This window comes from Bacillus sp. M5A3_1b, from assembly GCF_053345335.1.
The window spans coordinates 82,621-96,156 of record NZ_JBKEZY010000001.1 but is presented as its reverse complement, the minus strand read 5'-3'; the positions used below and the strand labels follow the sequence as shown (position 1 = coordinate 96,156).

Here is a 13,536-nt window from a genome sequence, read left to right as displayed (position 1 = left end):
AGAGAGGAATTGTATGAAAAAGTATGCATTAGTAACTGGAGGAAGCGGAGGGATTGGCTCTGCTATTTCAAAACAATTAATTCAAGATGGATATACAGTATATGTTCATTATAATAACGGTGAAGAGAAAGTGAACGAGTTGCAGAAAGAATGGGGTGAAGTGATTCCTGTTCAAGCGAATTTAGCTTCTACTAATGGGGCAGAGCAGTTGTGGGAACAAATTGAACATCCTCTTGATGTTATCGTATACGCAGCTGGGAAGAGTATCTTTGGACTCGTAACAGATGTAACGAACGATGAATTGAATTATATGGTAGAACTTCAAGTGAAGAGTATTTATAAATTATTATCAAGGGCGCTGCCATCTATGATTCAGCGGAGAAGTGGTAATATTGTACTTGTTTCTTCTATATGGGGCCAAATCGGCGCATCATGTGAAGTGCTTTACTCGATGGTAAAAGGTGCACAAAATTCATATGTGAAAGCTTTAGCGAAAGAAGTTTCATTAAGTGGATTAAGGGTTAACGCGGTGGCGCCAGGTGCAATTGAAACGGAAATGTTACAAGTATTTTCAGAAGAGGATAAGAATGAAATTGCTGAAGAGATCCCGTTAGGCAGGTTGGGACTACCAGAAGAGGTAGCGAAAACAGTGTCATTCCTCGTATCACCAGGAGCATCTTACATAACTGGACAAATTATCGGAGTAAATGGTGGTTGGCATTGCTAAAAATTTCTTACATAAAAAATGAAAAACTGTACAAATTAAGCATGATTTTATTACTAAGTAGTGAGGTGCTTACACATGTCAGTTTTAGATAATTTTGATCAATGGAAGAGCTTTTTAGGAGAACGTTTAGAACAGGCATCAGGAAAAGGTCTTGATGGTGGTGCTGTATCAGATATGGCATTTCGTGTTGGAGATTATTTAGCAAATGAAGTAGAAGCGCGCAACGATCAAGAGAAATTATTGTCTGAGCTTTGGAAAGTTGCTGATGAACAAGAGCAACATACAATCGCAAACTTAATGGTGAAGTTTGTACAGCATAAGTAAAAAATAGAGAGGAGATTCTCCTCTCTATTTTTTTTGTATAATAATTGAACGGGATAGATTATACATTTAGCTTCCCTATTAAGGTGAAATCATATAATATAGTACGTAGGTGTAAAGTAAGCAAGGGGAGTGATCTTGGATGATTGAATGGTATTTTGAATATGAAATACATAAAAACCGACCTGGCTTGCTTGGTGACGTTTCTTCGTTAATCGGTATGCTCGGCATTAATATTGTCACAATTAATGGTGTAGATAATGCACGACGTGGATTACTCCTTATGTGTGATAATCAAGAGCAAATCTCTAGACTTGAATCAATTTTAAATACGATGGATAACATAACGGTAACGAAATATCGTCCGCCAAAGCTAAGAGATAAGCTAGCGGTTAGACATGGTAGGTACATACAACGAGATGCAGATGATAAGAAGACATTTCGATTTGTACGTGATGAATTAGGGTTACTTGTAGACTTTATGGCTGAAATAATGAAAAAAGAAGGTCATAAACTAATCGGGATACGAGGAATGCCTCGTGTCGGAAAAACAGAATCCATTGTTGCCGCAAGTGTTTGTGCAAATAAAAGATGGTTATTTGTATCATCTACTCTTATTAAGCAAACTGTTCGTAGTCAATTGATTGAAGATGAGTATAGCGACGACAATATTTTTATCTTAGATGGAATCGTGTCAACAAAGCGTGCTAACGAAAGGCATTGGCAGCTTGTTCGTGAAATTATGAGATTACCTGCAACGAAAGTTGTGGAACATCCTGACGTATTTGTGAGTCAGTCAGAATACACATTGGATGATTTTGATTATATTATCGAGTTGCGTAACGATTATGATGAAGAAATTCAATATAATTTAGTAGATGAAATTGAGCAAGGTACGCAAAATAATTTCTCTATGTTTGACTTTTAAAGAAATATTGAGGTGTTAGTAGTGACAGAATTAGGACAAAAGCTGAAAGAAGCAAGAGGAACGAAGGGCTTGTCTATGGATCAGCTGCATGAGATTACAAAAATTCAAAAACGCCATTTAGTAGCGATTGAGGAAGGCAATTATGATGTATTGCCCGGAGCTTTTTATGCGCGTGCATTCATTAAACAATACGCAGATGCGGTTGGGTTAAATGGAGAGGAACTGCTTGTGGAATATCAGAGTACGATACCACAATCTGAAAAACGCGACGTTCCACAAGTATCAACAGGACAGAAAACACAAGAAACAATGCAAAAATCTTCATCATGGCCAATTGCAGATCATATGCCGAAAGTTTTAGTTGCGCTATTAGTAATTGCATTTGGAGTGGTAATTTGGTTTGTTTTCCAAGCGTTAACTGGAAAAGGTGATGAGAAAGTTCCGAATGCTCAAAGTGAAAAAATTGAAGTTAAAAAAGCAGAAAACTCTCCGTTAGATACGAAGAAAGATGAAGTGAAAGCGGAAGAGCCGAAAAAAGAGGAACCAAAAAAAGAAGAGCCAAAGAAAGAGGAACAACCAGCACAACCAACGGGACAAGAAGAAGTAAAAGTAGTTGGTACAACTGGTAAAGTATCTACTTTGGAAATTCATAACAATAAAACATTAGAACTGGAAATATCGGGTAAAGGTGCGAGTTATGTAGATGTTAAAGATGATGCGGGGAATGTGATTCTAAACGCTACAGTACAAGAGGGCCAAATAGAAAAACGTGATGTATCAACATTAAAAGAAGTGCGACTTAATATTGGGAATGCAACGAATGTTGAAGTTAAACTGAATGGCCAAGTGGTCGCTTATCCATTGGATCCAGAAAAAGAACTTCACCAAAGATTGGTGATAAAAAACCAAGGGATAGGGCAACCTGCACAATAATAGTCATCGCCTCGATGACTTTTTTCAATGAACAAATGTTTTTGATATGATGGAGGAATAGCTGTGAATTTACCAAATAAAATTACAATATCTAGAATCTTCTTAATTCCAATTTTTATGGTAATTATGTTAGCGCCCTTTGATTGGGGTTCATACACAATTGGTGATGTTGATTTACCAATTCAACATTTAGTAGGGGCACTTATCTTTATTATTGCTTCGGCTACAGATTGGATTGATGGACATTACGCAAGAAAGTATAATCTTGTAACGAATTTAGGGAAGTTTCTTGACCCGTTAGCTGATAAATTACTTGTTTCAGCAGCGCTTATTACATTAGTTGAGATGCAATACGTACCTGCTTGGATCGTTATTGTAATTATCAGCCGTGAGTTTGCAGTAACTGGTTTACGCCTTGTACTTGCTGGAACAGGAGAAGTAGTGGCAGCAAATCAATTAGGGAAAATTAAGACGTGGACACAAATTATTGCAATTGCGGCGTATTTATTACACGATGTACCTTTAAATTTAATCCATATCCCAGTTGCTGATATTTTCATATGGATTGCATTAATCTTTACTGTTATTTCAGGGTGGGATTATTTCTGGAAAAATAGAGCTGCTTTTGTAAACTCAAAATAGAAGTTTATGGGGGAATTGGGATGAATGCTGAAATTATTGCGGTTGGAACTGAATTATTACTTGGACAAATTGCAAATACAAATGCCCAGTTTTTATCTGAAAAGTTAGCTTCAATCGGAATTAATGTGTACTACCATACTGTAGTTGGAGATAATAACAAGCGATTACAGCAGGCGATTGAAGTTGCGGAAGAACGTGCTGACATACTTATTTTCACAGGTGGATTAGGCCCGACAAAAGATGATTTGACGAAAGAAACGATATCTTCTAGGTTGGGTGAAGAGCTTGTATATGATGAAAAGGCATTAGCATCGATAAGCGAGTACTTTAAGCGTACAGGTCGCGAGTTCACAGAGAATAATAAAAAGCAAGCGCTCGTTTTGAATGGAGCAACTGTATTTGCGAATGATCACGGCATGGCACCTGGTATGGGGCTAAATAAGAACAGGAAAGTTTATATTTTATTACCAGGACCACCGAAAGAGATGAAGCCGATGTATATAAGTTATGTAGAGCCTTTTTTACGTAACTTTACAACAGGAGAAAACATTTATTCTCGTGTGCTTCGCTTTTTCGGGATCGGGGAATCTCAATTAGAAGTGAAAGTTCAAGATTTAATTGATGGACAAACGAACCCGACAATCGCCCCCCTTGCGAATGATGGAGAAGTGACACTACGTTTAACTGCCAAACATCAAAATGCTGATGAAGCTGCGAAACGCATTCAGCATATGGAAGATTTGATTTTAGAAAGAGTAGGAAAATTTTTCTACGGGTATGATCAAGAGTTTCTGCATGATAAGGCGATAGAGTTATTGAAGAAAAAAGGATTAACTTTAGCGTGTGCAGAAAGTTTAACCGGTGGTCTCTTTGGCAATCAAGTAACAGAAAGTGCTGGTGTGTCTTCAGTATTTAAAGGCGGTATCATTTGTTATCATAATGATGTGAAGCAACATGTTTTACATGTACCTGCGGAAGTGTTGTCTACTGATGGTGCAGTTAGTAAAGAATGTGCTCGTTATCTTGCTGAAAATGTTAAGGGCTTATTAAAAGCGGATATCGGAATTAGTTTCACTGGGGTAGCAGGACCGGATGCTTCAGAACATAAAGAGCCGGGAACAGTATTCGTTGGATTGGCGATTAAGGATGAACCAACTGTAGTCTTTCCTCTTATTTTAAGTGGAAGTCGTCAACAAATTAGGGAACGTTCGGTGAAATATGGATTTTATCATTTATATAAAAAGCTAGAAGAGATATAAGTTTCTTCTAGCTTTTTTTATGGTTAAACTCATTTTTATTTAATGGAAAATAAAAAAAACGAATAAATGTTCGATTTTGTTGGCAAATTGAATTGAAAATAGGTATAATAAGATTAGCAATTGAGTTAAGGAGGAATTTTGAATGAGTGATCGTCAAGCGGCGTTAGATATGGCGTTAAAACAAATAGAGAAGCAATTCGGTAAAGGTTCAATTATGAAATTAGGAGAACAAGCGGAGCGTAGAATTTCTACAATTTCAAGTGGTTCTTTAGCACTTGATGTGGCATTAGGGGTAGGCGGATACCCACGTGGCCGTATTATCGAAATTTATGGACCAGAAAGTTCAGGTAAAACAACAGTTTCATTACACGCAATCGCGGAAGTACAGCGTCAAGGTGGACAAGCAGCGTTTATTGATGCGGAGCATGCAATGGATCCTGTATATGCACAAAAATTAGGCGTTAACATAGATGAATTACTATTATCACAACCTGATACAGGGGAGCAAGGACTAGAAATCGCAGAAGCACTTGTACGAAGTGGCGCGGTTGATATTATCGTAATTGACTCTGTAGCAGCTCTTGTACCGAAAGCTGAGATTGAAGGAGACATGGGTGACTCACACGTAGGTCTACAAGCTCGTTTAATGTCTCAAGCACTTCGTAAGCTGTCAGGTGCAATCAATAAATCAAAAACAATCGCAATCTTTATTAACCAAATTCGTGAAAAAGTTGGGGTTATGTTCGGGAACCCAGAAACAACTCCAGGTGGTCGTGCGTTGAAATTCTATTCAACAGTTCGTCTTGAAGTGCGTCGTGCGGAGCAATTAAAGCAAGGTAACGACATCGTTGGTAATAAAACAAAAGTAAAAGTAGTTAAAAATAAAGTGGCACCACCATTCCGTGTTGCTGAAGTTGATATTATGTACGGAGAAGGTATTTCAAGAGAAGGTGAAATCTTAGATATGGCTTCTGAACTTGATATCGTTCAAAAGAGTGGTGCTTGGTACTCTTATAATGAAGAGCGTTTAGGGCAAGGTCGTGAAAATTCGAAGCAATTCTTAAAAGAGAATACGGATTTAAGAGAGGAAATTGCCTTCTTTGTTCGTGACCATCACGGAATTGGTGAAGACTCTGGTGCTGAAGAAACGGAAGATTCAAATCTTCAAGATTAAAAAATAAAAGACACGGTTCCGTGTCTTTTATTTTTAATTATTATGAAAGCGTTGTATATCGTTGGAGATAAAATATTTAATCTGCCTAAAAGGCTATGTATAAAGAGGGATATATGCATGTTTTGTATGCATAAATTGGAATTCACTAAGGTTTTCCAGGATAATATGCTGTCTTCTTTTTAAATTCATATATGAATTAGAGCTGAAGGTAAAGAAAGTAAAAGTAGACAACGCTTGACAATGAAAATTGCGATAGATACAATGAGAATGTATATTTTTTCTTATATACGAAACACTCTTCTCAAGAAGAGAAGTAATATTCGGAGTAAGACTTAAATCTTGCCGAAATAATAATATGACATTTTAATTGTGAAATGAAGAAAGTCCCTTAAAAAAGCGGGACGACGGTCTTTGCTGTATGTTGGTATTCAATGTACATGCCGACAGTCTTTTTTCATTCATAGCAAGGGGAGGTGAAATCATGAGTAGTACAGTTTGGATACTCATCTCCATTTTGCTTGCAACAGTCGGTGCAGTTGTTGGCTTTTTTGTTCGAAAGTCTATTGCTGAAGCGAAGATTAATGGTGCAGCTAACGAAGCGAAACGTATTCTAGACGAAGCGAATCGTGAGGCTGAAGCACTTAAGAAAGAGGCGCTTTTAGAAGCAAAGGATGAAATTCATACACTTCGTACAGAAGCTGAATTAGAAATTCGTGACCGTAGAAGCGAATTACAAAAACAAGAAAATCGTTTAATGCAAAAAGAAGAGAACCTTGATCGTAAAGACGAAACGCTCGATAAACGCGAGCGACAGTTAGAAAAGAAAGAGGAATCTCTTGTAGCGAGACAACAACAGATTGAAGAGTTGGAAAGCAAAGTGGGAGAGTTAGTTCAAAAGCAACAAACAGAATTAGAGCGCATTTCCAATCTGACACGCGAACAAGCGAAAGCAATTATTCTTGGTAAAGTAGAAAGTGAAGTTTCTCATGAAATTGCCGTAATGGTAAAAGAAAGTGAAGTTCGTGCGAAAGAAGAAGCGGATAAGAAAGCAAAAGAGATTTTATCTCTTGCAATGCAAAGGTGTGCAGCTGATCATGTTGCTGAAACAACCGTTTCGGTTGTAAATCTTCCAAATGACGAAATGAAGGGACGTATTATCGGACGTGAAGGTCGAAATATTCGTACGTTAGAAACGTTAACAGGTATTGACCTAATTATCGATGATACACCAGAAGCGGTTATCCTTTCTGGATTCGACCCAATTCGTCGTGAAACAGCTCGTATCGCTCTTGATAAACTAGTACAGGACGGACGTATTCACCCAGCGCGTATTGAAGAGATGGTCGAAAAATCAAGACGTGAAGTGGACGAGTATATTCGCGAAGTCGGAGAGCAAACAACGTTTGAAGTGGGTGTTCACGGATTACATCCAGATTTAATTAAGATTTTAGGTCGTTTAAAATACCGTACAAGTTACGGACAAAACGTCTTAAAACACTCTATGGAAGTTGCATATTTAACTGGACTTATGGCAGCGGAGCTTGGTGAGGATGAAAAACTAGCAAGACGTGCTGGTCTATTACATGATATCGGTAAAGCAATTGATCATGAAGTAGAAGGTAGCCACGTTGAAATTGGTGTCGAACTCGCAACGAAGTATAAAGAGCATCCTGTAGTTATAAACAGTATTGCATCTCACCATGGGGACACAGAACCAACTTCTATCATTGCAGTTTTAGTTGCAGCAGCAGATGCATTATCAGCTGCAAGACCTGGAGCTCGTAGTGAAACACTTGAGAACTATATTCGTCGTCTTGAAAAGTTGGAAGAGATTTCAGAGTCTTATGAAGGCGTAGAAAAATCTTTCGCAATTCAAGCAGGACGAGAAGTTCGTATTCTGGTAAAACCAGATACAATTGATGATTTAGAAGCTCATCGTTTAGCTCGTGATATTCGAAAACGTATTGAGAATGAACTGGATTACCCAGGACATATTAAAGTAACTGTTATTCGTGAAACACGTGCAGTGGAATACGCAAAATAAAGTGGTGAAACACCACTTTATTTTTTTGTGTTGGAATTGGTTAAAATAAAGGAAATTAGTATACAAGTGAAACAAACTTATAATAAATATATTGTAAGGAAATCACTTGAAGCTATAGTAATAAAAAATGTAGTACATAGGAAGGGTAAGACATATGAGAATATTATTTGTTGGGGATGTAGTAGGATCTCCTGGTAGAGGTATGATTCAACAATACGTACCGGCATTAAAGAAGAAATATACACCTACAGTAACCATTATTAATGGAGAAAATGCAGCAGGTGGACGTGGAATTACGGAAAAAATATATCGAAACTTTTTAGAATGCGGGGCACAAGCGGTTACACTTGGAAACCACGCTTGGGATAACCGTGAAGTATTTGAATTTATTGATGATGCAAAATATCTTGCAAGACCAGCTAACTTCCCAGAAGGAACTCCAGGGAAAGGACTTATCTTTGTGAACTGCAATGGAACAGAAGTGGCAGTTATTAACCTACAAGGACGTACATTCCTTCCTCCAATTGATTGTCCATTCCGTAAAGTGGATGAATTAATTAACATTGCAAAAAAACGTACGAATATTATCTTTATTGATTTTCATGCGGAAACTACAAGTGAAAAACAAGCGTTAGGTTGGTATGTAGATGGTCGTGCTACAGCAGTAGTGGGTACACATACACATGTTCCTACAGCAGATAATCGTATTTTACCAAGCGGAACTGCATATATCACAGATGTTGGTATGACAGGTCCTTACGATGGGATTTTAGGTATGGATCGAGAAGCGGTATTGAAGAAGTTTTTAACAAACTTACCAGTACGATTTGAAGTGACAAGTGGTAGAACACAATTAAGTGCAGTGCTAGTTGATGTGGATCCTAATACAGGAAAAGCTAAGAAAATCCAGCGTATCTTAATTAATGATGATCAGCCATTTTTTGAGTAATTTCCGGGTAAGATTTAGAAAAGTTATTATTTTTTAATTTTTTAGAAAAATTACAGAAATTTAGCAGGAATACGCGTCATTCCTCGTGAATATAAGTTAAAGTGAAATAATTGCTAATACTTTTTATAGAAACGAGGAGGAAACGCGGAATGGAAATATTAAAAGTTAAAGCAACGTCGGTCCCTAATTCTGTAGCTGGTGCACTTGCAGGTGTTATTCGCGAACGCGGAACAGCAGAAATTCAAGCCATTGGTGCAGGTGCATTGAACCAAGCGGTAAAGGCAGTAGCAATTGCAAGAGGATTTGTAGCGCCTAGTGGTTTAGACCTGATTTGTATCCCAGCGTTCACAGATATTATGATTGATGGGGAAGAGCGTACAGCAATAAAATTAATTGTAGAACCTCGTTAAGTTTAAACAACCTGTTTGCAGTATGCAAACAGGTTGTTTTTATAATGGAGGAATGGAAATGAAAATTTTTGATGCTCATTGTGATGTACTCTTTCGGTTATGGAGTGCACAGGGGAAAAAGGATTTTAAGAACGATCCGCAATTACATATTACATTTGAACAGTTAAAGAAAAGAAAAGGAAGTATACAATGTTTTGCTATATATGTGCCAGAAACGGTGCTATACGAAAAACGATTTGAAGTGGCATTACAAATGGTAGATATTTTTTATAATGAAATTTTATCATTACCGGGTGTAAAGTTTATTCAGACAAAAGATGATATTAACATGTTAAAACAGGACGAGATTGGAGCGATATTAACACTAGAAGGATGCGAAGCAATTGGAAAAGATGCAATGAAATTACGGTTGTTTTATCGTCTAGGAGTACGTTCATTTGGACTAACATGGAATTATGCCAATTTATTAGCTGATGGTGCGCTAGAGACACGTGGGGCGGGTTTAACGACCTTTGGTAAACATGTTGTACAAGAACTTAATACGTTACATGTATGGACCGATGTGTCGCATCTGAATGAAAGAAGCTTTTGGGATGTGATAGAAATTGCAAAAAATCCTATTGCCTCCCATTCTAATTGTACGAAACTTTGTCAGCACCCACGTAATTTAAACGATGAACAACTTAGAGCTCTTATAAAGCGAAATAGCATGATCGGTGTTACTTTCGTACCACAGTTTCTAATAAGTGAAAAACAAGCGAATATAGCAGATATAGTAAAACATATCGAATATATTTGTTCATTAGGTGGAGAGAACAATATAGGGTTTGGTTCGGATTTTGATGGGATATTAGAAACAGTTGTAAATGTATCAACGTATGGAGAATATGAAAATGTAATTAATGAGCTTTGTAAACACTATGCTGCATCTACTGTAGAGCGATTTTTATATGATAATTTTGTTGAACATATAAGCTTTTAAGATTTTTGTTTTAAAAATCCAGAAAAATTAGAATTAATTCATTTGATATTATTGCTTTTTTTAAGACCTAATACTAGAATGAAAAACAAAATAGCTTTATACTAAAGATTCAGGGAAATCAGAAGAGGCATAATTTGCGTCCGTTGTAGTTTATTTGTATAAAAAATGCTAAACTATTACTGTAAAAAAATACACTACAATGAATGCAGCCAAAAGGGGTGTAGGAGATGATTAGTCAACTTTCATGGAAAGTTGGAGGCCAACAAGGTGAAGGAATTGAAAGTACAGGAGAAATCTTCTGTATTGCATTAAACCGATTAGGATATTACCTATACGGTTACCGCCACTTCTCATCACGTATTAAAGGCGGCCATACAAATAATAAAATTCGTGTAAGTACAACAGAAGTACGCGCGATCTCAGATGATTTAGATATTTTAATTGCTTTTGATCAAGAAACAATTGATTTTAACTTCCACGAACTACGTCCAGGTGGAATTGTAGTTGCGGATGCGAAATTTAATCCAACAATACCTGATAATACAGATGTAAATCTATATGTGATACCGTTTACAGATATTGCTTCAGAATTAGGTACATCATTAATGAAAAACATGGTTGCTGTTGGGGCATCAAGTGCGGTATTAGGATTAGATGAAACAGCTTATTTAAATGTTGTTGAAGAGATCTTTGGTCGTAAAGGAGAGCAAGTCGTTCAAAAGAATATGGACGCAATTAAACGTGGCTCTCAATATATGAAAGAGTTGCTAGGTGAGAAAGTTAACATGATGCAGCTTGAAAAAGCTGATGGTAAGAAACGCATGTTTATGATTGGAAACGATGCAATCGCATTTGGTGCGGTAGCTGGTGGTGCTCGCTTTATGTCTGCATATCCAATTACACCTGCATCTGAAATTATGGAATACTTAATTAAAAAATTACCAAAAGTTGGCGGAACAGTAATCCAAACTGAGGATGAAATTGCAGCTTGTACAATGGCAATCGGTGCAAACTATGCTGGTGTTCGTACATTAACTGCATCTGCTGGTCCGGGTCTATCTTTAATGATGGAAGCGATTGGTTTAGCGGGGATTACAGAAACACCATTAGTAATTGTGGATACACAACGTGGTGGTCCAAGTACAGGATTACCAACGAAACAAGAGCAGTCGGATTTAATGGCGATGATTTACGGTACGCACGGTGAGATTCCAAAAATCGTAATGGCGCCAAGTACAGTTGAAGAAGCTTTCTATGATATTGTAGAAGCATTTAACCTAGCTGAAGAATATCAAGTACCTGTTATTTTCTTAACGGATTTACAGCTTTCTCTAGGAAAACAAACTGTAGAACCGCTTACGTTAGATAAGGTGGAAATTCGTCGCGGTAAGCTTGATTTAGAAGCGGAATTACCAGAACGTGAAAATAAAGCATACTTCAAGCGTTATGAAGTAACCGAAGATGGCGTTTCACCACGTGTTTTACCTGGTATGAAAAATGGTGTTCACCATGTTACAGGTGTAGAACATGATGAAACTGGTAAACCATCTGAATCAGCAATAAACCGTAAAGATCAAATGGACAAACGTTTCCGTAAAATGGAGAACTTGAAGTTTAACACCCCTGTCTATAAAAATGTTAAGCATAAAGAAGCGGACGTATTGCTTGTTGGGTTTAACTCAACTCGTGGTGCAATCGAAGAGGCAATGGAGCGCTTAGAACAAGAGGGTATGAAAGTAAACCATGCTCATGTACGTTTAGTTCACCCGTTCCCAACAGCTGAAATCGATCCACTTGTGAAAAATGCGAAGCGTGTTGTAGTGGTAGAAAACAACGCAACAGGTCAGCTTGCTAACATTATGAAAATGAATCTTGGTAACGGTGAGAAAATTTCTAGTCTTTTAAAATATGATGGGAACCCATTCTTGCCGAAAGAGATTTACAACGAATGCAAAAAAGGGGTTGTATTAAATGGCAACATTTAAGGACTTTCGTAACAGCGTAAAACCAAACTGGTGCCCAGGTTGCGGAGACTTCTCGGTGCAAGCTGCAATTCAACGTGCGGCAGCTAACGTTGGTTTAAATCCAGATGAACTTGCTGTTATCTCCGGTATCGGCTGTTCAGGTCGTATTTCAGGTTATATTAATTCATATGGTGTGCATAGTATTCATGGTCGTGCCCTTCCAATTGCACAAGGTGTGAAAATGGCAAATCGTGATTTAACAGTTATCGCATCAGGTGGTGACGGTGATGGATTTGCGATTGGTATGGGACATACAATCCATTCTATTCGTCGTAACATCGACATTACGTACATCGTAATGGATAACCAAATTTACGGATTAACAAAAGGGCAAACTTCACCGCGTAGTGAAGCTGGATTTAAAACGAAAAGCACACCACAAGGTTCAATTGAACCGTCACTAAATGTTATGGAAATGGCTTTAACAGCTGGTGCTACATTTGTGGCGCAAAGCTTTTCAAGTGATTTAAAAGAACTAACACAAATTATTGAAGCTGGTATTAACCATAAAGGATTTTCATTAATTAACGTATACAGCCCATGTGTTACTTACAATAAAGTAAATACTTACGATTGGTTTAAAGAGAATTTAACAAAACTAAGTACAGTAGAGGGATATGATCCATCTAATCGCATGATGGCTATGCAAACGTTAATGGAAAATAACGGATTAGTAACAGGTTTAATATATCAAAATACAGCGCAACCTTCATACCAAGAACTTGTAAAAGGCTATAGTGAGAAGCCTTTAGTGCAAGCTGATTTAAATATGGATCAGAAAATGTTTGATGAACTCGTAGCTGAATTTATGTAGTGTAAGAAGAGGAGGTTGCCATTTGGTAACCTTTTTTTATGAGTAAAAAATATAGGATAGTCTTGTTTACTTAGAAAATTCAGAATGGTAAAATAATATATAAATCGTTGTATGAAAATGGCGAGTTCATTGCTGATGAAATGTAAGATCAGACAGAGCCTTTTTCTTGTTAAAATTGGCGCAACGCTTCATACTATGGTAATGTTTATAGGGATAAAGCAATATGCTTTTGGATAGGACAAAAAGAAGTATGAAAAGGGAATGTCTATTTGTGTGGGGAAGACTTCATTCTTATGAATGATTAGATTGATTACTCAAGTTTCAAAGGA

At 37.3% G+C, this 13,536-nt stretch carries 13 protein-coding genes; all 13 read left to right on the top strand.

The window, feature by feature from the left end; translation table 11 throughout:
* The first annotated feature begins 13 nt into the window (after positions 1 to 13).
* Positions 14 to 727: an elongation factor P 5-aminopentanone reductase gene (gene ymfI / locus ACLBWW_RS00460; protein WP_048545967.1), complete on the top strand. Its 714-nt coding sequence runs from the start codon at positions 14 to 16 to the stop codon at positions 725 to 727.
* Positions 728 to 802: 75 nt separating this feature from the next.
* Positions 803 to 1,051, top strand: coding sequence for a DUF3243 domain-containing protein (locus ACLBWW_RS00455; protein ID WP_000114455.1), 249 nt, complete (start codon positions 803 to 805; stop codon positions 1,049 to 1,051).
* Positions 1,052 to 1,190: 139 nt separating this feature from the next.
* Positions 1,191 to 1,976, top strand: a complete 786-nt coding sequence (locus tag ACLBWW_RS00450) for a DUF3388 domain-containing protein (protein ID WP_000574107.1) — start codon at positions 1,191 to 1,193, stop codon at positions 1,974 to 1,976.
* A gap of 21 nt (positions 1,977 to 1,997) precedes the next feature.
* Complete coding sequence (locus ACLBWW_RS00445; protein ID WP_000137490.1) at positions 1,998 to 2,909, top strand: helix-turn-helix domain-containing protein; 912 nt, start codon at positions 1,998 to 2,000, stop codon at positions 2,907 to 2,909.
* A gap of 63 nt (positions 2,910 to 2,972) precedes the next feature.
* On the top strand, positions 2,973 to 3,551 hold the full coding sequence (gene pgsA, locus ACLBWW_RS00440) for a CDP-diacylglycerol--glycerol-3-phosphate 3-phosphatidyltransferase (RefSeq protein ID WP_046956497.1): 579 nt from the start codon (positions 2,973 to 2,975) through the stop codon (positions 3,549 to 3,551).
* 20 nt (positions 3,552 to 3,571) lie between these two features.
* Positions 3,572 to 4,810, top strand: a complete 1,239-nt coding sequence (cinA, locus tag ACLBWW_RS00435) for a competence/damage-inducible protein CinA (protein WP_046956498.1) — start codon at positions 3,572 to 3,574, stop codon at positions 4,808 to 4,810.
* Between the two features lie 142 nt (positions 4,811 to 4,952).
* Complete coding sequence (gene recA / locus ACLBWW_RS00430; RefSeq protein ID WP_048545964.1) at positions 4,953 to 5,984, top strand: recombinase RecA; 1,032 nt, start codon at positions 4,953 to 4,955, stop codon at positions 5,982 to 5,984.
* Between the two features lie 481 nt (positions 5,985 to 6,465).
* Positions 6,466 to 8,028, top strand: coding sequence for a ribonuclease Y (gene rny, locus ACLBWW_RS00425; protein WP_048545962.1), 1,563 nt, complete (start codon positions 6,466 to 6,468; stop codon positions 8,026 to 8,028).
* 154 nt (positions 8,029 to 8,182) lie between these two features.
* Entirely contained in the window at positions 8,183 to 8,977 is a 795-nt protein-coding gene (locus ACLBWW_RS00420) for a TIGR00282 family metallophosphoesterase (protein WP_001221093.1), read from the top strand.
* 149 nt (positions 8,978 to 9,126) lie between these two features.
* On the top strand, positions 9,127 to 9,387 hold the full coding sequence (gene spoVS / locus ACLBWW_RS00415) for a stage V sporulation protein SpoVS (protein ID WP_000404341.1): 261 nt from the start codon (positions 9,127 to 9,129) through the stop codon (positions 9,385 to 9,387).
* Positions 9,388 to 9,445: 58 nt separating this feature from the next.
* Positions 9,446 to 10,369: a dipeptidase gene (locus ACLBWW_RS00410; RefSeq protein WP_048545959.1), complete on the top strand. Its 924-nt coding sequence runs from the start codon at positions 9,446 to 9,448 to the stop codon at positions 10,367 to 10,369.
* 227 nt (positions 10,370 to 10,596) lie between these two features.
* Positions 10,597 to 12,354, top strand: a complete 1,758-nt coding sequence (locus ACLBWW_RS00405) for a 2-oxoacid:acceptor oxidoreductase subunit alpha (protein WP_048545957.1) — start codon at positions 10,597 to 10,599, stop codon at positions 12,352 to 12,354.
* Positions 12,341 to 13,207, top strand: coding sequence for a 2-oxoacid:ferredoxin oxidoreductase subunit beta (locus ACLBWW_RS00400; protein ID WP_000190158.1), 867 nt, complete (start codon positions 12,341 to 12,343; stop codon positions 13,205 to 13,207). Before ACLBWW_RS00405 ends, ACLBWW_RS00400 begins: the two co-directional genes overlap by 14 nt.
* Positions 13,208 to 13,536 lie beyond the last annotated feature (329 nt).